This window comes from Pseudomonas chlororaphis subsp. piscium (genome assembly GCF_003850345.1).
GTDB lineage: Bacteria > Pseudomonadota > Gammaproteobacteria > Pseudomonadales > Pseudomonadaceae > Aquipseudomonas > Aquipseudomonas piscium.
Window position 1 is genome coordinate 797,787 of record NZ_CP027707.1, and the last position, 20,855, is coordinate 818,641.

20 protein-coding genes and 1 pseudogene are annotated in these 20,855 nt (G+C 64.4%); 7 read left to right on the forward strand and 14 right to left on the reverse strand.

The window, feature by feature from the left end; all coding sequences use genetic code 11:
* Window positions 1–19 precede the first annotated feature (19 nt).
* Both C4K38_RS32825 and C4K38_RS32830 read right to left on the reverse strand, forming a co-directional pair.
* The gene (locus C4K38_RS32825) at window positions 20–787 is read right to left on the reverse strand and encodes a methyl-accepting chemotaxis protein (protein ID WP_414860335.1); all 768 of its coding nucleotides are present in this window, start codon (window positions 785–787) and stop codon (window positions 20–22) included.
* A gap of 138 nt (window positions 788–925) precedes the next feature.
* Window positions 926–2,323: pseudogene (locus C4K38_RS32830) on the reverse strand (cache domain-containing protein); the annotation flags it as partial.
* 102 nt (window positions 2,324–2,425) lie between these two features.
* Here C4K38_RS32830 and C4K38_RS03565 point away from each other — a divergent pair.
* Complete coding sequence (locus C4K38_RS03565; protein ID WP_053277303.1) at window positions 2,426–3,322, forward strand: PA4780 family RIO1-like protein kinase; 897 nt, start codon at window positions 2,426–2,428, stop codon at window positions 3,320–3,322.
* A gap of 171 nt (window positions 3,323–3,493) precedes the next feature.
* On the opposite strand, the gene cueR is transcribed toward C4K38_RS03565, so the two are convergent.
* The 3 genes from cueR to C4K38_RS03580 all read right to left on the reverse strand — a co-directional run bounded on the left by cueR (window position 3,494) and on the right by C4K38_RS03580 (window position 6,836).
* A complete protein-coding gene (gene cueR / locus C4K38_RS03570) occupies window positions 3,494–3,895 on the reverse strand; it encodes a Cu(I)-responsive transcriptional regulator (RefSeq protein ID WP_009046808.1) in 402 nt (133 codons plus the stop codon).
* Window positions 3,892–6,288, reverse strand: a complete 2,397-nt coding sequence (locus C4K38_RS03575) for a heavy metal translocating P-type ATPase (RefSeq protein ID WP_053277304.1) — start codon at window positions 6,286–6,288, stop codon at window positions 3,892–3,894. The genes cueR and C4K38_RS03575 overlap by 4 nt, the downstream gene beginning before the upstream one ends.
* 164 nt (window positions 6,289–6,452) lie before the next feature.
* Window positions 6,453–6,836: a hypothetical protein gene (locus C4K38_RS03580; protein ID WP_053277305.1), complete on the reverse strand. Its 384-nt coding sequence runs from the start codon at window positions 6,834–6,836 to the stop codon at window positions 6,453–6,455.
* Between the two features lie 147 nt (window positions 6,837–6,983).
* Here C4K38_RS03580 and C4K38_RS03585 point away from each other — a divergent pair, with 147 nt between their 5' ends.
* Together C4K38_RS03585 and C4K38_RS03590 are read left to right on the forward strand one after the other, a co-directional pair.
* The gene (locus C4K38_RS03585) at window positions 6,984–7,181 is read left to right on the forward strand and encodes a heavy-metal-associated domain-containing protein (RefSeq protein WP_007923288.1); all 198 of its coding nucleotides are present in this window, start codon (window positions 6,984–6,986) and stop codon (window positions 7,179–7,181) included.
* Window positions 7,182–7,287: 106 nt separating this feature from the next.
* On the forward strand, window positions 7,288–8,484 hold the full coding sequence (locus C4K38_RS03590) for a multidrug effflux MFS transporter (protein ID WP_053277306.1): 1,197 nt from the start codon (window positions 7,288–7,290) through the stop codon (window positions 8,482–8,484).
* Here the strand turns inward: C4K38_RS03590 and C4K38_RS03595 are convergent, their stop codons facing one another.
* The 3 genes from C4K38_RS03595 to C4K38_RS03605 form a co-directional block, all read right to left on the reverse strand.
* Entirely contained in the window at window positions 8,485–8,664 is a 180-nt protein-coding gene (locus tag C4K38_RS03595) for a hypothetical protein (protein WP_053277307.1), read from the reverse strand.
* Between the two features lie 146 nt (window positions 8,665–8,810).
* The gene (locus C4K38_RS03600) at window positions 8,811–9,824 is read right to left on the reverse strand and encodes a zinc-binding alcohol dehydrogenase family protein (protein ID WP_053277308.1); all 1,014 of its coding nucleotides are present in this window, start codon (window positions 9,822–9,824) and stop codon (window positions 8,811–8,813) included.
* 32 nt (window positions 9,825–9,856) lie between these two features.
* Complete coding sequence (locus C4K38_RS03605) at window positions 9,857–10,147, reverse strand: putative quinol monooxygenase (protein WP_053277328.1); 291 nt, start codon at window positions 10,145–10,147, stop codon at window positions 9,857–9,859.
* A 133-nt stretch (window positions 10,148–10,280) separates the two neighbouring features.
* On the opposite strand from C4K38_RS03605, the gene C4K38_RS03610 reads away from it, so the two are divergent.
* Window positions 10,281–11,210: a transcription regulator VimR gene (locus C4K38_RS03610; protein ID WP_053277329.1), complete on the forward strand. Its 930-nt coding sequence runs from the start codon at window positions 10,281–10,283 to the stop codon at window positions 11,208–11,210.
* Window positions 11,211–11,319: 109 nt separating this feature from the next.
* Window positions 11,320–12,696, forward strand: coding sequence for an MFS transporter (locus C4K38_RS03615; RefSeq protein ID WP_053277309.1), 1,377 nt, complete (start codon window positions 11,320–11,322; stop codon window positions 12,694–12,696).
* A gap of 144 nt (window positions 12,697–12,840) precedes the next feature.
* Here the strand turns inward: C4K38_RS03615 and C4K38_RS03620 are convergent, their stop codons facing one another.
* From C4K38_RS03620 to C4K38_RS03630, 3 genes are all read right to left on the reverse strand, one after another.
* Entirely contained in the window at window positions 12,841–13,794 is a 954-nt protein-coding gene (locus C4K38_RS03620; protein WP_053268142.1) for an adenosine deaminase, read from the reverse strand.
* 212 nt (window positions 13,795–14,006) lie between these two features.
* Window positions 14,007–14,972, reverse strand: coding sequence for a 2-oxoglutarate and iron-dependent oxygenase domain-containing protein (locus C4K38_RS03625; RefSeq protein WP_053277310.1), 966 nt, complete (start codon window positions 14,970–14,972; stop codon window positions 14,007–14,009).
* A 136-nt stretch (window positions 14,973–15,108) separates the two neighbouring features.
* Window positions 15,109–16,191, reverse strand: coding sequence for a BMP family ABC transporter substrate-binding protein (locus C4K38_RS03630; protein ID WP_053277311.1), 1,083 nt, complete (start codon window positions 16,189–16,191; stop codon window positions 15,109–15,111).
* Between the two features lie 350 nt (window positions 16,192–16,541).
* On the opposite strand from C4K38_RS03630, the gene C4K38_RS03635 reads away from it, so the two are divergent.
* Window positions 16,542–17,633 (forward strand): calcium:cation antiporter, encoded by a 1,092-nt coding sequence (locus C4K38_RS03635; protein ID WP_053277312.1) that lies wholly within the window; start codon window positions 16,542–16,544, stop codon window positions 17,631–17,633.
* A 65-nt stretch (window positions 17,634–17,698) separates the two neighbouring features.
* Here C4K38_RS03635 and C4K38_RS03640 read toward each other — a convergent pair whose 3' ends face one another.
* The 3 genes from C4K38_RS03640 to C4K38_RS03650 form a co-directional block, all read right to left on the reverse strand.
* Complete coding sequence (locus C4K38_RS03640) at window positions 17,699–19,057, reverse strand: 8-oxoguanine deaminase (RefSeq protein ID WP_053277313.1); 1,359 nt, start codon at window positions 19,055–19,057, stop codon at window positions 17,699–17,701.
* A gap of 206 nt (window positions 19,058–19,263) precedes the next feature.
* Window positions 19,264–19,947, reverse strand: coding sequence for an SDR family oxidoreductase (locus C4K38_RS03645; RefSeq protein WP_053277314.1), 684 nt, complete (start codon window positions 19,945–19,947; stop codon window positions 19,264–19,266).
* Window positions 19,948–19,972: 25 nt separating this feature from the next.
* Window positions 19,973–20,323 carry a MerR family transcriptional regulator gene (locus C4K38_RS03650; RefSeq protein WP_053277315.1) on the reverse strand — a complete coding sequence of 117 codons (351 nt, stop codon included), beginning with the start codon at window positions 20,321–20,323 and terminating at the stop codon, window positions 19,973–19,975.
* 83 nt (window positions 20,324–20,406) lie between these two features.
* Here C4K38_RS03650 and C4K38_RS03655 point away from each other — a divergent pair, with 83 nt between their 5' ends.
* Window positions 20,407–20,832 (forward strand): hypothetical protein, encoded by a 426-nt coding sequence (locus tag C4K38_RS03655; RefSeq protein WP_053277316.1) that lies wholly within the window; start codon window positions 20,407–20,409, stop codon window positions 20,830–20,832.
* The last annotated feature ends 23 nt before the right edge of the window (window positions 20,833–20,855 follow it).

A 20,855-nucleotide genomic window follows, 5' to 3' on the forward strand; every position in this document is an offset into this window, starting at 1 on the left:
GCGAGCACTGCAGCGCTCGTCAGGTCCTGAAGCGCCGTACCAGGCTGTCCAGTTCGTTGGACAGACCCACCAGACTCTGCGAATCCAGGCGCGCCGAGTTCGCCAGTTCCGCCACCAACTGCGCATCGCCATGGATCTGGCTGATGTGCCGGTTGATGTCCTCGGCCACCTGATGCTGCTCTTCGGCGGCGGTGGCGATCTGGGTGTTCATGTCGCGGATCACGTCCACCGATTCGCGGATCTGACCGAAGCTTTCGCGCGCCAGGCCGATGCGGTTCACCGACTCCTGGGAAACTTCCAGGCTGGCATGCATCTGCTGGGTCACCGCGCTGGTGCGCTTGGCCAGGTTGCCCAGCAGGCTGTCGATCTCGGCCGTGGAGTCGGCGGTGCGCTTGGCCAGGGCGCGGACCTCATCGGCGACCACCGCGAAACCACGACCCTGCTCACCGGCGCGGGCTGCTTCGATGGCGGCGTTGAGGGCCAGCAGGTTGGTCTGCTCGGCGATCGAGCGGATGGTGCCGAGAATCGACTGGATGTCGTTGCTGTCGCGTTCCAGTTGTTGCATCGATTGCGCCGACTGTTCGATTTCCTGGCTCAACTGGTCGACGCTGTGCACCGCGGCATCGATCTGTTGCTGGCCTTCGCGGGCCTGGCGCTGGCCACTGTCGGCCGACTCGGCGGCCTGGCTGCAGGAACGAGCGACTTCGTTGGCGGTGGCGACCATCTCGTGGAAGGCGGTCGAGACCATGTCCACCGCTTCGCGCTGGCGGCCGGCGGCTTCGGCCATGTCGCTGGAGACCTGGGTCGAGCTGTGGGAGGTGGCGAGGATGCTGTGCGCCGCCTGGCCGATGCTCTGGATCAGGTTGCGGATGGCGGCCAGGAACTGGTTGAACCAGCTGGCCAGTTGCGCGGTTTCGTCGCGGCCGCGGATGTCCAGGTTGCGGGTCAGGTCGCCTTCGCCCTGGGCGATGTCTTCCAGGCCGCTGGCCACGCTGCGGATCGGCCGCACGATCAGGCTGGCGAAACTGGCGCCGACCACCGCGAAGACCAGCGCCAGGACCCCGGCGATGATCGCCACCAGCCAGGTCAGCTGGGTCGCCGAACTCATCACTTCGCTCTGCTTGATCAGGCCGATGAAGGTCCAGCCCAGTTGCTCCGATGGCCAGACGTTGGCCATGTAGCGCTCGCCGTTGAGTTCGACTTCCACCAGGCCCTTGCCGGCCTTGGCCAATTGCGCGTAACCCTCGCCCAGGCTGCCCAGGGCCTTGAAGTTGTGCTCCGGCTGTTTCGGGTCCACCAGCACCGTGCCGCTGTTTTCCAGCAGCATCAGGTAGCCGGTTTCCCCGAGCTTGATCTGTTTGACGATTTCGGTGAGCTGCTTGAGGGTCACGTCGATGCTGACCACGCCGCCCGGGTTGCCCAGTTTGTTGGCGATGGTGCGCACGGTGCTGACATAGGTCGCGTCATCCGTGGCCCAGTAGTAGGCCGCGGTGCGGATCGGCTTGCCCGGGTTGGCCATGGCGGTCTTGTACCAGGGGCGCTGGCGCGGGTCGTAGTTGTTCAGCTTGGGGTCGTCCGGCCAGGACACGTAGCCGCCGGCATCGGTGCCGACGATCGCATAGGCGTAGGCCGGGTGGCTGCTGCCCAGGCGCTCGAGCAGGGCAAACACCTGCTTGTCCATGTCGCCCTGGGGAATCTGCTCGGCGTTGGCGCTGCTGTAGTTCTTCAGGCTGTCGTCGGTATTGGCGATCAACGGCTGGGAGGCCAGGTAGTCGACGTTCTGGCTGATACTGTCGAAGAAAATCTGCATGGCATTGCTGACCTGACGGATCTCGCGACCGCTGCTATCGACGAAATCATCCTTGGCATCGCTGCGCAGATTGAGAACCACAAGGGTGGCGACCAGCACCACTGGCAAGCAGGCGATGATTGCAAACGCCCAGGTCAGTTTCTGTTTGATGTTCATCCGCGCTCCATAATTTTTCTTGTATGCCCACGATGCTCGAATGACTCGCGGATTGGTGGCAGCCTTGGAATCTTGCAGTGGCGTGGCGTCCTTTGTGCCGGGTGCCGGGTAACCCCCTGGTGGTGCTGTTTCTTGCAGATTGTCGAACAAGCTCCTTTTGTTCTGATAACGTCGGCCGCCGAAAGGGAAAATTGAGGGCCGGGAAAAAGAAAAGGCAGCGGCAAAAAAACGCCGGTGTTCCTGCTTTGGTCCCAGCGGCGCCGATCTTGGTCGACGGGCAGTTGGTGCGCGTTCGACTATGATTCTGCTCGGTCGGGCGATTCGGCAGGGCGTGGCGATCTGGCACATTGAGTGCATCCGTCCGGTCGCAGGTCGGTAACCTCTCCCCGTGGTGCGAGGATTGCCGTATAACGAGTGACATTCGCGTGTTTGGTAATAAAGGACCCCTGATAAAAGCTGATGAAGACTCCAAAACGCATTGAACCCCTGATCGAGGACGGTCTGGTCGACGAGGTGCTGCGCCCACTCATGAGTGGTAAAGAAGCAGCTGTTTATGTGGTGCGCTGCGGCAACGAATTACGTTGCGCCAAGGTTTACAAGGAGGCGAACAAACGAAGTTTTCGTCAGGCGGCCGAGTATCAGGAAGGCCGCAAGGTGCGCAACAGCCGTCAGGCTCGCGCGATGGCCAAGGGGTCCAAGTTCGGCCGCAAGGAGGCCGAAGACGCCTGGCAGAACGCCGAAGTGGCGGCGCTGTTCCGCCTGGCCAACGCCGGCGTGCGGGTGCCCAAGCCGTTCGACTTCCTCGAAGGCGTGCTGCTGATGGAGTTGGTGGCGGATGAATACGGCGATGCCGCGCCGCGTCTGAATGACGTGGTGCTGGAGCCGGATCAGGCCCGCGAATATCACGCCTTCCTGATTTCCCAGATCGTGCTGATGCTGTGTACCGGCCTGGTGCACGGTGACCTATCCGAGTTCAACGTGCTGCTGACCCCCGACGGTCCGGTGATCATCGACCTGCCCCAGGCGGTGGATGCGGCGGGCAACAACCACGCCTTCAGCATGCTGGAGCGGGATGTGGGCAACATGGCGTCCTACTTCGGGCGCTTTGCCCCGGAGCTCAAGCGCACTCGTTACGCCAAGGAGATGTGGGCGCTGTACGAAGCCGGCACTCTGCACCCGGCCAGCGTGTTGACCGGCGAGTTCGATGATCCGGAAGAACTGGCGGATGTCGGCGGCGTGCTGCGGGAAATCGAGGCGGCGCGCCTGGACGAGGAGCGGCGCCAGGCCATGCGCCTGGCCGACGACGCGCCACCGACCAAGTCCGAGGAGCCACCGCCTCCACCCTGGATGCAGTGATTCACGGGCACAAAAAATCCGGCCAAAGCCGGATTTTTTGTGCCCGTGAATCACGTGCCGCTGCCGATAGGCTGCGATAAGGCTCGAAGAGCCTTCCAGCGATCTCGAAGAACACGTCCTCTTCGCACGGAATGCCGCCCAGACCGATCGCAGCCCACGGTAGCCGCTACATCAAGCGCAGCACCCACCCGAAGCAAGGTCCTTGAGAATCGGACAATCCGGGCGGTGGTCGCCATGGCAGTGCTGCACCAGGTCCTGCAGGGTGTCGCGCAGCCCGGCCAGCTCGGCGATTTTCCGGTTGAGCTCGTCGATGTGTTGGCGGGCCAGGGCTTTGACATCGGCGCTGGCGCGCTGGCGGTCCTGCCACAGGGTCAGCAGCTTGCCCACTTCCTCCAGGGAAAACCCCAGGTCCCGCGAGCGCTTGATAAACGCCAGGCTGTGCAGGTCGTCGTCACCGTACAGGCGGTAGCCGCTGTCGCTGCGATGGGCCGGCCTGAGCAGGCCGATGGACTCGTAGTAACGGATCATCTTGGCGCTCAGGCCGCTCTTGCGGGCTGCTTGGCCGATGTTCATCGGGCGTCCTCCGGGTCGTTGGGTTTCCAGGTTTTCAACAGTAGCGCATTGCTCACCACGCTGACGCTGGACAGCGCCATGGCCGCCCCGGCCAGCACCGGGTTGAGCAGGCCGAACGCCGCCAGCGGGATGCCGATCAGGTTGTAGACGAAGGCCCAGAACAGATTCTGGCGGATTTTCGCATAGGTCTTGCGGCTGATCTCCAGGGCCGCCGGCACCAGGCGCGGATCGCCGCGCATCAGGGTGATCCCCGCCGCGTGCATCGCCACATCGGTACCGCCACCCATGGCGATGCCGATATCGGCAGCGGCCAGGGCCGGGGCGTCGTTGATACCGTCGCCGACCATCGCCACCACGCCGGTCTTTTTCAGTTCGGCGACCGTGGCGGCCTTGTCGGCGGGCAGCACTTCGGCGTGCACGTTGGTGATGCCCAGGGCCTCGGCGACCACCTTGGCGCTGCCGCGGTTGTCACCAGTCAGCAGGTGGCTGCCGATATGGCGCGCGCCCAGTTGTTGCACCGCTTGCAGGGCGCCGGGCTTGAGGGTGTCGCCAAAGGCGAACAGACCCAGTACACGGGGTTGCGGCTGTTGTTCGATCAGCCAGGACAGGGTGCGGCCTTCGGTTTCCCAGGCCTGGGCCGAGGCTGCCAGGTCGCCGGCCTGCAGGCCGCTTTCTTCCAGCAGGCGCCGGTTGCCCAGGGCCAGTTGGCGGCCGTCCAGGGTGCCGGCGATGCCGCGACCGGTCAGGGACTGGCTGGCGCTGACGTCGGCCACCGCCAGTTGGCGTTCGGCGCACAGGTCGAGAACGGCCTTGGCCAGCGGGTGCTCGCTGCCGCGTTGCAGGGCGCCAGCCAGTTGCAGCAGGCGGTCTTCATCGCCATCGACCGCATCCAGATGGGCGATGCGCGGCGTGCCTGAGGTCAGGGTGCCGGTCTTGTCGAAGACCACGGCGCTGACTTCATGGGCGCGCTCCAGGGCTTCGGCGTCCTTGATCAGAATCCCGTGGCGGGCGGCGACGCCGGTGCCGGCCATGATCGCGGTCGGCGTGGCCAGCCCCAGCGCGCAGGGACAGGCGATGACCAGTACCGCCACCGCATTGATCAGCGCGGTTTCCAGCGGCGCGCCATACAGCCACCAGCCGATCAGCGTCGCCAGGGCCAGCACCAGTACCGCCGGCACGAACACCTGGCTGACTCTGTCCACCAGTTTCTGGATCGGCGCCTTGCCGGCCTGGGCGTCTTCCACCAGGCGGATGATGCGCGCCAGTACGGTTTCCGCGCCGAGGGCCAGGGTCCGCACCAGCAGCCGGCCTTCGCCATTGATGGCGCCGCCGGTAACCGGGTCGCCAGGCTGTTTCGGCACCGGCAGGCTCTCGCCGCTGATCAGGGCTTCGTCGGCATGGCTCTGGCCTTCGACCACTTCACCGTCCACCGGGAAGCGCTCGCCGGGCTTGACCAGCACCAGGTCGTTCAGGCGCAGGGCGCTGATCGCCACGTCCCGCTCACGGCCATCGACGACCAGGATCGCCCGCTCCGGGCGCAAGGCTTCGAGGGCGCGGATGGCGCTGGCGGTCTGGCGCTTGGCGCGGCTTTCCAGGTACTTGCCCAGCAGCACCAGGGCGATCACCACGGCCGAGGCCTCGAAATACAGATGCGGCATGCTGCCGGCGGGGGTGATAGCCCATTGGTACAGGCTCAAGCCATAACCGGCGCTGGTGCCCAGGGCCACCAGCAGGTCCATGTTGCCGGCGCCGGCACGCACGGCTTTCCAGGCGGCGACATAAAAACGCGCACCGAAGATGAATTGCACCGGCGTGGCCAGGACGAACTGCGCCCAGGCCGGCAGCATCCAGTGCAGGCCAAAGGGTTGTACCACCATGGGCAGCACCAGCGGCAGGGCCAGCAGGATCGCCAGCACCAGGGACCAGCGTTCGCGCCGCAGGCGTTGTTCCTGATCGTCGCGTTCGGGGTGTTCGGCCTGCCACAGGGTGGCGGAGTAGCCCGCCTTGCTGACGGCGGCGATCAAGTCGGCGCTATCGACATGCCCCAGCAGATCGACGTGCGCGCGTTCGTTGGCCAGGTTGACGCTGACCCGAGTGACCCCCGCCACCTTGTTCAGCGCGCGTTCCACACGGCCGACGCAGGAAGCACAGGTCATGCCGCCGATATTCAGTTCCAGGCTGTGGGCCGGCACGCTGTAGCCGGCGTCCTGCACGGCGGCCATCAGCGCCGGCAGGCTGTCGCTGGGCGCCTGGACACGGGCCTGTTCGGTGGCGAGGTTGACGCTGACGGCCATGGCGCCCGCGACCTTGCTCAAGGCGCGTTCCACGCGCCCGGCGCAGCTGGCGCAGGTCATGCCGGCAATCGGCAGGTCAAAAGTGGTTGATTCGGACATCACTGACACTCCCTGTAAACGGTTGTCTACAGGATCAACCTTGCCATGTTGGCAAGGTCAAGCGCCATGGTGCGGGGTGCTTCAATCTGTCTCGGGGGGTAAATCTGAATCGTCGCCCGTGCCGGTTCCGGGGAGGGACAGGGCGCAGGCGACGACCCGGTGCCTCAATATCCCAGGCCGGTGCGCTGGAGGTTCAGGCCCGACGGGCTCATGGCGATGCGGAACTTCAGTACGTCGCCGGCCTTGAGGCTGATGTCCTGGGAGCCCGGCGCGAGCATGCCCGGGTTGCAGCCCGGCACCTGCCCCGGCAGCAGTTTCAGGCGCAACGAGACTTTGCCCGGCGGCAGGTTGAAGGACGTGGCTTGTTCCTGGAACAGCCGGCCCGCCAGCTGGTCCTCGATGTACAGGCCGATTTCGCAGGACGTGGCGACTTCCAGTCGTTCCCGGGAAATGATCAGGACGCCGTAGTCCTCGCCGGCGGCGTTGACCGAAGGGGTGGCCGCGATCAGGCCGAGGAGGCTGAACAGGCTGATAACCGACCAGCGCATGGCTGAATCTCCTAGTGTCGTGTCATTGAGGGTGAAGCTTGGCCGAGCGCGTGGACTATTGCCAGCCCGGCAGATGTATCCGGAACTTGACCTTGCCATGGTGGCAAGGCCAAGACTGGCGACAACCCTCACAACAGGAGAAGCGTCATGCAAGTGTTCAATGTCGAAGGTATGTCCTGCGGTCACTGCGTCCGGGCCATCACTCAGGCGGTGCAGAGCAAGGATCCGGCGGCCAGCGTCAAGGTCGATCTCGGGGCCAGGGAAGTGGGTGTGGAAAGCCGCTTGTCCGCCGACGAGGTGATCAGCCTGATCAGCGAAGAAGGCTATGCGGTCAAGCTGGCCTGACGGATTTACCTGGTCTTTTTAATAGTTAGCGACCTATCGGAATGTTCAAGGCCTCCAAGCGCGGATAAACTGTCGGACTGCCGACCGACCCGCACCTGGATGCCTGATGAACCTTCGCACAATCCTGATTCTCGGCGCCTTGAGCGCCTTCGGTCCTCTGGCCATCGACTTCTATCTGCCGGCGTTCCCGGCGATGGCGCTGGCCTTTGGCACCGATGAAAAACACGTCCAGCTGACCCTGGCGGCCTACTTCCTCGGCCTGTCCATCGGCCAGCTGGCCTACGGCCCCGTGGCTGACCGCTTTGGCCGGCGCATCCCGTTGCTGGTCGGGGTGGGGCTGTTCACCCTGGCGTCCCTGGCCTGTGCCTACGCGCCGAACCTGGAGTGGTTGATCGGTGCGCGCTTTGTCCAGGCGCTTGGCGGCTGCGCGGGCATGGTGATTTCCCGGGCGGTGGTCAGCGACAAGTGCGATGCGGTGGGTTCGGCCAAGGTGTTTTCCCAGCTGATGCTGGTCATGGGCCTGGCGCCGATCCTGGCGCCGATGCTCGGCGGTCTGCTGGTGAATCTCTACGGCTGGCAGTCGATCTTTATCATGCTGACCCTGTTCAGCGCCATGGCCGGCCTGGCGGTGGCGCTGGGCTTGCCGGAAAGCCTGCCGGCCCAGGTGCCGCGCCAGCCGTTGTCCGGGGCCTTGCGTCAGTACGGTCGGCTGCTGGCTGACCGGGTGTTTCTCGGCCATGCCCTGACTGGGGGCATCGCCATCGCCGGGATGTTCGCCTACATCGCCGGTTCGCCTTTCGTCTTTATCAAACTCTACGGCGTGCCGGCCGAGCACTTCGGCTGGTTCTTCGGGATCAACGCCGGCGGCTTCATCCTGGTGGCGCAGATCAATGCGCGATTGCTGGCCAAGCGCGGTCCTGCCTTCCTGCTGGCACGCACGGTGTGGCTCTACCTGTTGGGCGGTCTGGCGCTGCTCGCCGTCAGTTCGCTGCACCCGGCACAACTCTGGCCGCTGCTGGTGCCGCTGTTCATTTGCATCGCCAGCCTGGGTTGCATCATTCCCAATGCCTCGGCCTGTGCCATGAACGGTCAGGGCGCACGGGCCGGCAGTGCCTCGGCGATGCTCGGCTGCCTGCAGTTCAGCGTGGCGGCCGGCGCCGCGGCGCTGGTGGGCGTGCTGCACGACGGCAGCGCCGTGCCGATGGCGACGGTCATCAGCCTGTGTGGGATTCTGGTGGTGACGCTGGCGATGGTCACCCGGAAATTGCAGAACGCCAGGGCGCTGCAAGCCGCTCAGCTGTAATCAGCCGGCGGCGCGCTGTTGGCTTTCGGGGAATCGATGGGGGGCGTGCAAACGCGTTTCCAGCGTATTGGCGAAGGCTCGGGCTTCGGCCTCGCTGCGGAAGGTCACCGCATGCTGGTCGAGTTGAACCTGCCATTGGGTGCCTTGGGATTTTGCCAATTCTTTTATCAGGATCTTCATTGCTGACCTCCTCGGGTAAAAGATTTGCACTGCAAAGGCCCCCAGTGTAGACCTGAATACGGTCACAAGTATGACAAGGATCAACTGTCGGACTGACGGCATCCTGCCCCTTTTGGGCACAGGCAGGACGCCGTCCGACCCTCGTCTCAGAACCCTTCCAGCACTATCTTGCCCTTGGCCTTGCCGCTTTCCAGAAAGGCATGAGCGCGCCGCAGGTTGGCCGCGTTGATGGTGCCGAAGTGCTCGCCGAGGGTGGTCTTCAAGGTGCCGGCGTCGATCAGCTCGGCGACGCGGTTGAGCAGCTTGTGCTGCTCCTGCATGTCCGCGGTCTCGAACAGCGAGCGGGTGTACATGAACTCCCAGTGCAGCGACAGGCTCTTGCGCTTGAGCTTGGTCACGTCGAGGGTTTTCGGATCGTCGATCAGCGCCAGCCGACCCTGTGGCGCGAGGGCCTCGACCAGTTCGTCCAGGTGCGCGTCGGTCTGGGTCAGGCTGGCGACATGGGTGACGCTGGCCTGGCCGGCCTTCTTCAGTTCCTGGCTCAGCGGCTGGCTGTGGTCGATCACCAGGTCGGCACCCAACTCCCGCACCCAGCCTTGGGTTTCAGCGCGCGAGGCAGTGCCTATGACCTTGAGGCCGGTGAGCTGGCTGGCCAGTTGGGTGAGGATCGAACCCACGCCGCCGGCCGCGCCGACGATCAACAGGCTCTGCTGCTGATCGGCCGGGCCTTCGGCGATTTGCAGGCGCTCGAACAGCAGTTCCCAGGCGGTGATCGCGGTCAGCGGCAGGGCGGCGGCTTCGGCGAACCCCAGGCTCTTGGGCATATGGCCGACGATGCGTTCGTCCACCACATGCAGTTCGCTGTTGCCACCGGCGCGGGCGATCGAGCCGGCATAGAACACCTTGTCACCGGCCTTGAACAGGCTGACTTCGCTGCCCACCGCCTTGACCACCCCGGCCACGTCCCAGCCCAGCACCTTGGCGGCGCCGCCTTCAGGCTGGACGTTCTGGCGGACCTTGGTGTCCACCGGGTTGACCGAGATGGCTTTGACTTCCACCAGCAGGTCGCGCGGGCCGGCGACCGGTTCCGGCAGTTCGATGTCTTGCAGGGACAGGGGATTGTCGATCGGCAGGGAGGCGTAGTAGGCGATGGCTTTCATGGTGAGTTTTCCTGATGAAGATGAAGGTTGGGTCAGAGGAGCAGCAGGCGTTTGAGTTCGAAGTGCTCGATCACCTCGCGGGTCTGGCTGAGAAAGTGCTGGAAGTGCGCCGTGGCGTTGTGAAACTCCAGGGCCGCCTCGCCGTCCCAGCGCTCCAGTACATAAAAGGTGCCTGGGTCTTCGGCATCCTGGTGCAGGTTGTAGTACTGGCAGCCGGTTTCTTCACGGCTTGGTTGCACCAGGGCGGTGAGTTCGCGTTGGAGCAGGGCTTGCTGGCCGCTCTTCGCGACAAGGGTGGCAATGGCGGTAAAGGCTTGCGACATGGCGGTGTCCTTCAGGGCGGGTATGACGGGCTGGTGTAAGAGTGCGCTGATCATTGGCCATTTCCCTGGCAGATAAAACCGGCTAAAACAGCAGTCTCTTTCAATGTTTTTTTGATAATGCCCGGTGAGCCAGATGCTGCGATTCGATGACCTGCAATTGTTCGTGCGCGCCGCCGACCTCGGCAGCCTGTCCGCCGCGGCGCGGGTCATGGACCTGTCGGCGGCGGTGGCCAGCGCCGCCCTCAAGCGTATCGAGCAGCAACTCGGCGCCCGGCTGCTGGCACGTTCGACCCGCAGCCTGCGCCTGACCGCCGAGGGCGAAGGGTTTCTCGAATACGCCCGCGCGGCCCTGAGCAACCTGGAGGAGGGGCGGCGCCTGCTGGCCAGCGGGCAGGATCAGGTCAGCGGCGTTCTCCAGCTGTCCGCGCCTTCGGACTTCGGCCGCAACCTGTTGCTGCCCTGGCTCGACCAATTCCAGCAGGAACATCCCCGGCTGACTGTGCGCCTGCTGCTGGGCGACCGCATCGCCGACCTGTTTCGCCAACCGGTGGACATCGCCCTGCGTTACGGCGAACCGGAAGACTCCAGCCTGGTGGCCCTGCCGGTCGCGCCGCAGAACCGCCGGGTGCTGGTGGCCGCCCCCGAGTACCTGGCCCGCCATGGCGAGCCGCGTCAGTTGGAGCAACTGGCCCAGCACAATTGCCTGCTCTACATGCTCGGCAGCCGGGTGCACGACCACTGGAGTTTCCATGACGGCAAGCGCGAGGTCGGCCTGACGGTCAGCGGCGACCGTTTCAGCGACGATGCCGATGTGGTGCGCCTGTGGGCCGTGGCGGGGCGGGGCATCGCCTACAAGTCCTGGCTCGACGTGGCGGCCGATGTGCTGGCCGGGCGGCTCAGGGTGCTGATGCCGGAGCTGCGCTGCGAACGGGCACCGCTGAACCTGTTGTGCGCCCATCGGGCGCAGTTGAGCAAACCGGTGAAGCTGCTGCGGGACATGTTGCAGGCGCGCTGCGCTGAAATTTCCGCGCATTACCCCAAGCCCACCCACGCCGATCAATGACCCTGGCCGGCGGCGTCGTTGCGGGGTGCGGGCAGGTCGTATCCAGCACTGAGCGGCGGCGTCGATCTTGCACACTCGATTGCAGACCATTCAATCGGGGGGACGGGGCATGGCAAGTCAGGGATACAGTGCGGCGGAGCGTCTGGAACGCTTGCCCATCAGCGGTTATCACCGAGTCATTTTCATCATCATCGCCCTGGCGTTTTTCTTCGACTCCATGGACCTGGCGATGATGACCTTCCTGCTCGGCTCGATCAAAGCCGAGTTCGGCCTGAGCACGGCCCAGGCCGGCCTGCTGGCCAGTTCGAGTTTCTTCGGCATGGTGGTCGGCGCATCACTGTCGGGCATGCTCGCCGACCGCTTCGGGCGCAAGCCGGTGTTCCAGTGGAGCATCGTGCTCTGGGGCATCGCCAGTTACCTGTGCTCCACGGCGCAGACGGTGGACAGCCTGACCCTGTTCCGGGTGCTGCTGGGGATCGGCATGGGCATGGAGTTTCCCATTGCCCAGTCGATGCTGTCGGAGATGATCCCGGCCAAGCGGCGCGGGCGCTATATCGCCTTGATGGACGGCTTCTGGCCGCTGGGTTTCGTCGCGGCGGGCGTGCTCTCCTACTTCCTGCTGCCACTGATCGGCTGGCGCGACATCTTCCTGGTCCTGGCGATCCCGGCGGTGTTCGTGCTGGCGATCCGTTTCTTCATTCCCGAGTCGCCCCGCTGGCTGGAACAGGCCGGGCGGCACGCCGATGCCGACCAGGTGCTGCGGCGGATCGAGGATAAGGTCCGCGCCTCGTTGCAGCGCGTGGATCTGCCCGAGCCGGTGCGCCTGCCGCGGGTAGAAAGCGTGCCGGGGCATTTCTTCTCGGCCTTGCGCGAGATCTGGTCGCCGCTCTATCGCCAACGCACGATGATGATCTGGAGCGTGTGGTTCTTTGCCCTGCTGGGTTTTTACGGCCTGACCTCGTGGCTCAGTGCCCTGTTGCAGCAGTCGGGTTTCGCCGTGACCCAGTCGGTGTACTACACGGTGCTGATTTCCCTCGGCGGGATTCCCGGTTTCCTCATGGCCGCCTGGCTGGTGGAGCGCTGGGGGCGCAAGCCGGTGTGCGTGTTCACCCTGTTGGGCGGTGGGGTCATGGCGTTTTTCTACGGGCAGAGCGCGGTGTTCGGCGGCAACGTGGCACTGTTGATCAGCTCCGGCCTGTTGATGCAGTTCTTCCTGTTCGGCATGTGGGCGGTGCTCTACACCTATACGCCTGAGTTGTATCCCACCTCGGCGCGGGCTACCGGTTCCGGGTTCGCCTCGGCGGTGGGGCGCATCGGTTCGTTGCTCGGGCCTTTGGTGACCGGCGTGGTGTTCCCTATGACCGGGCAGGGTGGGGTATTCGCCCTGGGCGCGCTGTGTTTCGCGGTCGCCGCGGCGGTGGTCTGGCTGTTCGGGATGGAGACCCGGGGCAAGACGCTGGAAGAGTTGAGCGAAGTCGGCGTTTGAGCTTCTGATCTGTAGCCGCTGCCGAAGGCTGCGTTAGGTCCGCAGGACCTCCGGCGTCATTGAGATCGCTGCGACCGTTCCGGTCGATTGCAGCCTTCGGCAGCGGCTACAGGGTTATCGCGGGCAGGTTGCCCGCGATGGGGTTTACGGCTTGACCAGCCGCGCATCCAGGCTGTTCTGCGCCAGGCGCTTGGCCTGATCCTGGGTCATGCCCAGGTGGGTGTACAGGGCGTGGAAGTTCTCGGTGACGTAGCCGCCGAAGTAGGCCGGGTCATCGGAGTTCACAGTGACCTTCACCCCACGCTCGAGCATCTCGAGGATGTTGTGCTGCGACATGTGATCGAACACGCAGAGCTTGGTGTTCGACAGCGGGCAGACGGTCAGCGGGATCTGCTCGTCGATGATGCGCTGCATCAGTCGCTCGTCCTCGAAGGCGCGCACGCCGTGGTCGATGCGCTGGATCTTCAGCAGGTCGAGGGCTTCCCAGATGTACTCGGGCGGGCCTTCTTCACCGGCGTGGGCGACGGTGAGGAAACCTTCGCTGCGGGCCCGGTCGAACACCCGCTGGAACTTGCTCGGCGGGTGACCCATTTCCGAACTGTCCAGGCCGACCGCGACAAAGGCTTCGCGGAACGGCAGCGCCTGGTCGAGGGTTTTCTGCGCTTCGTCTTCGCTCAGGTGGCGCAGGAAGCTGAGGATCAGGCCGCTGGTGATACCCAGTTGCTGCTCGCCATCCTTCAACGCGCTGGCGATGCCGTTGAGCACCACTTCGAAAGGGATGCCGCGATCGGTGTGGGTCTGCGGATCGAAGAAGGGTTCGGTGTGGATGACGTTCTGCGCTTTGCAGCGCAGCAGGTAGGCCCAGGTCAGGTCGTAGAAATCCTGGGAGGTGCGCAGTACGTCCGCGCCCTGGTAGTACAGGTCGAGGAACTCTTGCAGGTTGTTGAAGGCATAAGCCTTGCGCAGGGTTTCCACATCGCTCCAGGGCAAGGCGATCTTGTTGCGTTCGGCCAGGGCGAACAGCAGCTCGGGCTCGAGGGATCCTTCGAGGTGCAGGTGCAGTTCGGCCTTGGGCAAGGCGTTCAGCCAGTCGTACATGGGTGTGATCTCATCAGGTGCAGTCGAGCGCTGCGTGAACGTGTTGCGCTCCATCATCCTGCGGCGAAAAGCCGACCGCAAGGTGCGATGACAGGCGCTGGCCCCGGGTTTCCCCAGGGCTGCGCGGGCGCGTCAGGTTTCACCGCGCCCATAAGGGCTGGCATTCTACAGGCGCACGCGGACTATTCGGCAAAACCTGACCAGCCGGGCGATCAGGACGCTTGCAGTTCCCGGCGATAGGCATAGGTATCGGCAAACCGCGACAAGAGGAATTCGGCGCAGGTGGTGACCGGGTACTTCGGCGGACGCTCGGCATCCTGGCAGCCAGGCAGGCATTCGATGCGGGTATCCGGATGGGGTTCGGCGAAGAACGGCATCGAGTAGCGGTCCACCCCCAGCGGGCTGATCACCCGGTGCGGCGTCGACAGGTAACGGTCGTTGCTCCAGCGGGCCATCATGTCGCCCAGATTGACCACGAAGGTGCCTTCGATGGGCGGGGCGTCGATCCACTGGCCCTGGACGTTGCGCACTTGCAGGCCGCCGGCGCTGTCCTGGTAGAGCAGGGTGATGCAGCCGTAGTCGGTGTGGGCGCCGGCGCCTTGCTGCTCGTCGCTGCTGGCGGTGTGTCGCGGCGGGTAATGGATCAGGCTCAGGACGCTGACCGGCTCCTTGAAGCGACTGTCGAAAAAGTCGCGCTCGATGCCCAGGGCCAGGGTCATGGCCCGCAGCAGGGTCTGGGCCAGGGCCTGCATGTCCAGGTAGTGCTGCTCCATCAAGGTTTCCCAGCCGGCGATATCCGGGTGCCGGTTGCTGCCGCGCAGCGGCTTTTCCGCGAGCACCTCGGGATGTTCGGCCGGCAGGTGCAGGCCCATGTCGAAGGTTTCCTTGAGGTCGCTGGGCTTGTTCGGGTCCAACTGCTCGGTGGCGATCGCACCGTAGCCGCGATGGTGGCGGGTCTGGGTGATATCGATCTTGAGTTTCTCGGCGGCCGGCAGGGCGAAGAACTGCCGGGCGGCGTCGAGCAATTGGCCGATGCGCGCGGAGGTGATCGGGTGGCCCTTGATATAGAAGAAACCCCATTCGCGGCAGGCGCGGTCGATCTGCTGGGCAACGCTGTTCCAGCCGTGGGCGTCGTCGCCGTAGAGCGGGCTGATGTCGATGATTGGAAGCTGGTTCATATAAATGCTCTCAAGGTAGCCACTGCCCTGTAGCCGCTGCCGCAGGCTGCGATCGACCCCGGAGGGGGCGTGCTCTTGAGATCGAGCAAAGGTCCTTCGGACCTTGGCGCAGCCAGCGGCAGCGGCTACAGGCGAGTCATTTCGGAATGTCGGCCTTCATGCCTTCCACGTAATAGTTCATCGACGCTAGTTCTGCATTGCTGGCGCTGACCCCGGCGGCGAGTTTTTCCACGCCGGCCTGATCCTTGATCGGCCCGGTGAATGGGTGGAAGGCACCGCTCTTGATATCGGCGATGATCTGCTCGGCCTCGCTCTTGACCTCGGCTGGCACCAGGTCGCTGATCGGCAATTGGACCGTGCCTTCCTTCAGGCCACCCCAGTAGTCCTGGGATTTCCAGCTGTGGTCGAGCACGCCCTGGGTGGCCTGGATGTAGTGCGGGCCCCAGTTGTTGACGATGGAGGTCAGCACCGCTTTCGGCCCGAAGTGGGCCATGTCCGAGGCGTAGCCCACGGCATATACGCCACGGCGTTCGGCGGCCTGGATCGGCGCCGGGCTGTCGGTGTGCTGGAAGATCACGTCGGCGCCCTGGTCGATCAGGGCATTGGCGGCGTCGGCTTCCTTGCCCGGGTCGAACCAGGAGTTGACCCATACCACCTTGATCTCGGTGCCCGGGTTGTACTTGTTCAGGGCCAGCTGGATGGCATTGATGTCGCGGATCACTTCCGGGATCGGGAAGGAGGCGATGTAGCCGACCTTCTTGCTCTTGGTCATCTTCGCCGCGAGGAAACCGCCGACGTAGCGACCTTCATAGGTGCGGGCCAGGTAGGTGCCGAGGTTCTTGTCCTGTTTGTAGCCGGTGGCGTGATCGAAGGTGGTCTTGGGGAATTGCCTGGCGACTTTCAGGGTCGGGTTCATGTAGCCGAAGGAGGTGGTGAAGATCAGGTCGTACTGGTCCTTGGCCATGTTGCGGATCACCCGCTCGGCGTCGGCGCCTTCGGCGACGTTCTCCACGTAGTTGGTCCTGATCCGGTCGCCGAACTTCTCCACCAGCGCCAGGCGCCCCTGTTCATGCTGATAGGTCCAGCCGTGGTCGCCGATCGGGCCGATATAGACGAAGCCGACCTTCAACGGATCGGCGGCGCTGGCGCCCAGCGAGACGCTCAGGCCGATGGCCGCGGTGAGGGCGCACAGCAGTTTTTGCAGCGGACGTTTATGCATGAATCCGGACTCCATTTTGTTGTGGGGCGAGGCTGGGCTCTGAGGCTTGAATGGCTCAATGCAAATAGCTGACCAACAAGACAACAAAATTTTCGGGGGCCAGGGTGAAGCCTTCGCGGGTAAGCCTCGCTCCTACAGAGTCGCGGCGATCATGGGATCCGGCATGGCGTAAAACCTGTAGGAGCGAGGCTTGCCCGCGATCAATCTCAAGGCCGCCCAAGAGCCAACCCGGTGCGCCATGCCCACTCCATGCCAACCCCTGGTGCACTAAGGTGTAACGAAACGTTAGTGACTCCATGCAGTCCTTAGCTCATCTCTTACTGCTCGATTTATCCGGTCAAAGGACTGCAATGTTCACTTCACTCAAGCAAGAAAGTTTTCTGTTGCTGGCGCTGCTCGCGGCGCTGGTTGCCTATCCGCTGGAGCATGCGTTGCTCAACAGCGGCCAGGGCGTGGCGCTGATCTCCGGGTTGGTGCTGATCGGTTTCATCGTCGCCGCCTCGATGCGCGTCGCCCATCACGCCGAGCTGCTGGCGGAGAAGGTCGGCGACCCTTACGGCACCATGATCCTGACCCTCGCCGCGGTCCTGGTGGAGGTGGTGATCCTGGCGATCATGATGAGCAACGAGGCTTCGCCGACCCTGGTGCGCGACACCATCTATTCGGCGGTGATGCTCGACATCAACGGCATCCTCGGCCTGGCCGCGCTGATGGGCGGGATCAAGCATGGCGAGCAGGCCTACAACGACGACTCGGCCCGCTCCTACAGCGTGATGATCCTCACCGCCATGGGCGTGTCGATGGTGGTGCCGGAGTTCATTCCCGAGTCGAAATGGAAGCTCTACTCGGCCTTCACCATTGGCGCGATGGTGCTGTTGTACACCCTGTTCCTGCGCATGCAGGTCGGCGCCCACAGCTACTTCTTCAGCTACAGCTACCCGGAAAAACGCCGCAAGAAAGAACCGACGGAAGACGAACCAACGCCTGTCAGCCTGGCGTTTTCCATCGCCACCCTGGTGTTCGGCGTGGTGTTGATCGGCGCCTTGGCGGAGGTGATGTCCAAGACCCTCGACCTGGGGCTGGAAGGCACAGGCGCGCCGCCGGTGATCACGGCGATCCTGGTGGCGGCGATTTCCGCGGCGCCGGAGATCCTCACGGCCCTGCGCGCGGCGTTAGCCAATCGCATGCAGTCGGTGGTCAATATTGCGTTGGGGGCGTCGTTGTCGACGGTGATCCTGACGGTGCCGGTGATGGAAGCCATGGCGCTCTACACCGGTCAGCCGTTCCAGATGGCGATGACCCCGGTGCAGACCGTGATGATCTTCATCACCCTGATCGTCAGCGCGATCAACCTCAACGACGGTGAGACCAATGCCATCGAAGGTATGACCCACTTTGTGCTGTTCGCGACCTTTATCATGTTGTCGCTGTTGGGGCTGTAAAAGCTTCGCGGGCAAGCCTCGCTCCTACCGATGTGTGGAGCGCGGCTGCCCGCGAACGCGTCCGGTCAGGCGCCTGCGATCAGCTGTCGGGCCGCCTGGCTGTGATCGGCAATCAACCCCTTCAGGTCCAGGCCCTCGAGCTGCCCATCGATCACCCGCCACTGGCCGCCGACCATCACCCGGTCCGCCCGGTCCGCGCCGCACAGCAACAACGCCGACAACGGATCATGGCTGCCGGAGAAGCGCAGCTCATCGAGCTTGAACAGCGCCAGGTCGGCCTGCTTGCCCACGGCCAACTCGCCGATATCGTTGCGCCCCAGCAACCGTGCCGAGCCCTGGGTGGCCCAGCCCAGCACCAACTCCGGGGTGATCCTCTCGGCGCCGTAACGCAGGCGCTGCAGGTACAGGGCCTGGCGGGTTTCGAGGATCATGTTGGAGGCGTCGTTCGAGGCCGAGCCATCCACGCCCAGGCCGACGGGCGCGCCGGCTTCGGTCAGCTCCAGGGTCGGGCAGATGCCCGAGGCCAGGCGCATGTTGGAGCTCGGGCAATGGCAGATGCCGGTCCCGGCCGCGCCGAGGCGGGCGATTTCATCCGGGTTGAAATGGATGCCGTGGGCCAGCCAGGTCCGTGGGCCGAGCCAGCCGACGCTGTCCAGGTAGTCCACGGTGCGCAGGCCGAAACGTTGCAGGCAGAAGTCTTCCTCGTCGAGGGTTTCCGCCAGGTGGGTGTGCAGGCGCACGTCGAGTTTTTCCGCCAGCTCGGCGCTGGCCGCCATGATCTCTGGGGTCACCGAAAACGGCGAGCAGGGCGCCAGGGCGATCTGGATCTGCGCGCCGGCGCCGCGTTCGTGGTAGTCGGCGATCAGCCGTTGGCTGTCGGCGAGAATCACCTCGCCCTGCTGCACGGTGTGCTGCGGCGGCAGGCCGCCATCCGCTTCGCCGAGGCTCATGGAACCGCGGGTGAGCATGGCGCGCATGCCCAGTTCGCGCACGCTGGCCACCTGCACGTCGATGGCGTTTTCCAGGCCGGCGGGGAACAGGTAGTGGTGGTCGGCGGCGGTGGTGCAGCCGGACAGCAGCAGTTCGGCCAGCGCCACTTTACTGGCCAGGGCGAGTTTCTCCGGGGTCAGCCGGGCCCAGACCGGGTACAGGGTTTTCAGCCAGGGAAACAGCGGCTGGTTGACCACCGGCGCCCAGGCGCGGGTCAGGGTCTGATAGAAGTGGTGGTGGGTGTTGATCAGCCCCGGCAGCAGCACATGCTCGCGGGCATCGAAGACCTGTCCACAGGGCTGGGCAGGTTGCTGGCCGGCGCCGAGCACTTCGACGATCAGGCCGTCTTGCAGCACCAGGCCGCCACGGGCGTCGAGGGCATTGCCAGTGAAAATGGCGAGGGGATTTTTTAACCAGGTACGGGTCGCAGGCATGGTGGCCGGCTCCTCTGAAAGTGGGTTCAGGTTAGCCAGCTCAGTGTTGCCCTGTCTGCTGATCCAGGGTCGCCACGGGGGCGAGGTGCGCAGTTTACGGGGAGACCGCTGCGCGGTCTATCGCGGGCAAGCCTCGCTCCTACACACGGCGGTGACTGTAGGAGCGAGGCTTGCCCGCGATGTCGGCAGCGGCTACAGGTGCGGGCTTACCAGGGAATGGTTTCGCCCCTGTAGTTCACGAAATGGTGCCCGCCCTTGCCGGTATAGGCATTGATCTGCTCGATCAGGCCGCGGGTGCTGGTCTCGACGTCGATGTCCGCGCCTTCGCCGCCCATGTCGGTCTTCACCCAGCCCGGGTGCAGCGACAAAACGGTGAGCTTCTGCTCGAGCTGGGTCACGAAGCTGTTGGTCATGGAATTCAGCGCCGCCTTGCTGGCCTTGTACAGCGCCAGCTCCGGCGCGTCGGGCATGGTCACGCTGCCCAGCACCGAACTCATGAACGCCAGCACACCACTGTCCGGTCGGATCTGCGGGGCGAAACGCTGGGCCAGGTTGATCGGCGCCACGGCGTTGGTGAAGAACAGCTGGCCGACTTCCGCCAGGGTCGCCTTGCCCGGAGTCTGGTCGTCCGGCCCCTTGACCCCGGCGTTGACGAACAGCAGATCGAACACTTCGCCTTTGAGCTTCTGGTTCAGGGCGATCACCGCCTGCTGATCGTCCATGTCCAACTGCTCGATGCGGACCGGGCCCAGGGCCTTGAGCGCCTCGGCTTTTTGCGGGTTGCGCACGGTGGCGGTGACCTGCCAGCCAGCGTCCAGCAGACGTTGCACCAGGCCCAGGCCCAGGCCTCTGGAGGCGCCGATGATCAGTGCGGTTTTTGGCGTAGACATGCGGGAATTCCTTGATGAGTGAAGATCATGGATTTAATGGGCAACGCTGGCCGAGCCGTTGTTGCAGCTCCTGGCGCAACTCGCCCAGTTCGCTGATGCGGGTCTCGATCAGGGTCAGTTTGTCTTGCAGCAGTTGCGTCACTGCGCTGTCCGGATCGCTCGACTGCCACAGCGCGGCAACGCTGCTGCTGATCTCGCCGAGGCTGAAGCCCAGGCGTTGCGCGGTCTTGATGTAGAGCACCAGCTGCACCATGTCGCTGGGGTAATCACGATAGCCGTTGGCGGTGCGTTGTGCCGCGATCAATCCGCGCTGCTCGTAGAAGCGCAGGGTGTCGCGGCTGACGGCGCAGGCCTGGGCAAGTTCACCGATGCGCATGCTGGAGTCTCGGGAGGGCTTGACCCTGGAGCATACTCCAGGCTTTAGCCTGTGTGCTCCTTGAATATCCGGAGCGGTCCTTTATGTGGAGCACAGCGCAATACCGTCAATTGGTGCGGGCCAGCGGTTGGTACGACCTGATCGTCACCGCCGCCTTTGTCACCCCCTGGAGTTTTCTCGCCCTGCACGGGCTGATGCAGCAGTGGAATCAGGCCCTCAACCTGCCCGGCGAACTGCCGCCGTTCGAGCCCATGCATATGCTGATGGTCAACCTGATGGGCTCGATCGTCTGCGTCTGGTCGGTGCTGCGCATCCGCGATCCGCAGTTGGCCTTCGGGCGTTACGACGCCGCCGGGCGGCTGCTGTTTTCCACTTGGCAGATCTACGCCCTGGCCCATGGCGGCACGGCCTTGATCGGCGTGATCCTGTTTTTCGAACTGGCCTGGGCGGTGGCGCAGTTGTGGCCGGTGGGTGAGCGTGAGCCCATCGCCAGCCATCAGCCTCTGTAGGAGCGGCCGGTCGACGCTCGAGT

What these genes read in the sequence shown, in the direction of transcription:
- C4K38_RS32825 (WP_414860335.1), bottom strand. Translation starts at nt 787, where the DNA reads ATGGCCGAAGCCGCCGGCCGCCAGCGCGAAGCGGTGGACATGGTCTCG.
- C4K38_RS03565 (WP_053277303.1), top strand. Translation starts at nt 2,426, where the DNA reads ATGAAGACTCCAAAACGCATTGAACCCCTGATCGAGGACGGTCTGGTC.
- cueR (WP_009046808.1), bottom strand. Translation starts at nt 3,895, where the DNA reads ATGAACATCGGCCAAGCAGCCCGCAAGAGCGGCCTGAGCGCCAAGATG.
- C4K38_RS03575 (WP_053277304.1), bottom strand. Translation starts at nt 6,288, where the DNA reads ATGTCCGAATCAACCACTTTTGACCTGCCGATTGCCGGCATGACCTGC.
- C4K38_RS03580 (WP_053277305.1), bottom strand. Translation starts at nt 6,836, where the DNA reads ATGCGCTGGTCGGTTATCAGCCTGTTCAGCCTCCTCGGCCTGATCGCG.
- C4K38_RS03585 (WP_007923288.1), top strand. Translation starts at nt 6,984, where the DNA reads ATGCAAGTGTTCAATGTCGAAGGTATGTCCTGCGGTCACTGCGTCCGG.
- C4K38_RS03590 (WP_053277306.1), top strand. Translation starts at nt 7,288, where the DNA reads ATGAACCTTCGCACAATCCTGATTCTCGGCGCCTTGAGCGCCTTCGGT.
- C4K38_RS03595 (WP_053277307.1), bottom strand. Translation starts at nt 8,664, where the DNA reads ATGAAGATCCTGATAAAAGAATTGGCAAAATCCCAAGGCACCCAATGG.
- C4K38_RS03600 (WP_053277308.1), bottom strand. Translation starts at nt 9,824, where the DNA reads ATGAAAGCCATCGCCTACTACGCCTCCCTGCCGATCGACAATCCCCTG.
- C4K38_RS03605 (WP_053277328.1), bottom strand. Translation starts at nt 10,147, where the DNA reads ATGTCGCAAGCCTTTACCGCCATTGCCACCCTTGTCGCGAAGAGCGGC.
- C4K38_RS03610 (WP_053277329.1), top strand. Translation starts at nt 10,281, where the DNA reads ATGCTGCGATTCGATGACCTGCAATTGTTCGTGCGCGCCGCCGACCTC.
- C4K38_RS03615 (WP_053277309.1), top strand. Translation starts at nt 11,320, where the DNA reads ATGGCAAGTCAGGGATACAGTGCGGCGGAGCGTCTGGAACGCTTGCCC.
- C4K38_RS03620 (WP_053268142.1), bottom strand. Translation starts at nt 13,794, where the DNA reads ATGTACGACTGGCTGAACGCCTTGCCCAAGGCCGAACTGCACCTGCAC.
- C4K38_RS03625 (WP_053277310.1), bottom strand. Translation starts at nt 14,972, where the DNA reads ATGAACCAGCTTCCAATCATCGACATCAGCCCGCTCTACGGCGACGAC.
- C4K38_RS03630 (WP_053277311.1), bottom strand. Translation starts at nt 16,191, where the DNA reads ATGCATAAACGTCCGCTGCAAAAACTGCTGTGCGCCCTCACCGCGGCC.
- C4K38_RS03635 (WP_053277312.1), top strand. Translation starts at nt 16,542, where the DNA reads ATGTTCACTTCACTCAAGCAAGAAAGTTTTCTGTTGCTGGCGCTGCTC.
- C4K38_RS03640 (WP_053277313.1), bottom strand. Translation starts at nt 19,057, where the DNA reads ATGCCTGCGACCCGTACCTGGTTAAAAAATCCCCTCGCCATTTTCACT.
- C4K38_RS03645 (WP_053277314.1), bottom strand. Translation starts at nt 19,947, where the DNA reads ATGTCTACGCCAAAAACCGCACTGATCATCGGCGCCTCCAGAGGCCTG.
- C4K38_RS03650 (WP_053277315.1), bottom strand. Translation starts at nt 20,323, where the DNA reads ATGCGCATCGGTGAACTTGCCCAGGCCTGCGCCGTCAGCCGCGACACC.
- C4K38_RS03655 (WP_053277316.1), top strand. Translation starts at nt 20,407, where the DNA reads ATGTGGAGCACAGCGCAATACCGTCAATTGGTGCGGGCCAGCGGTTGG.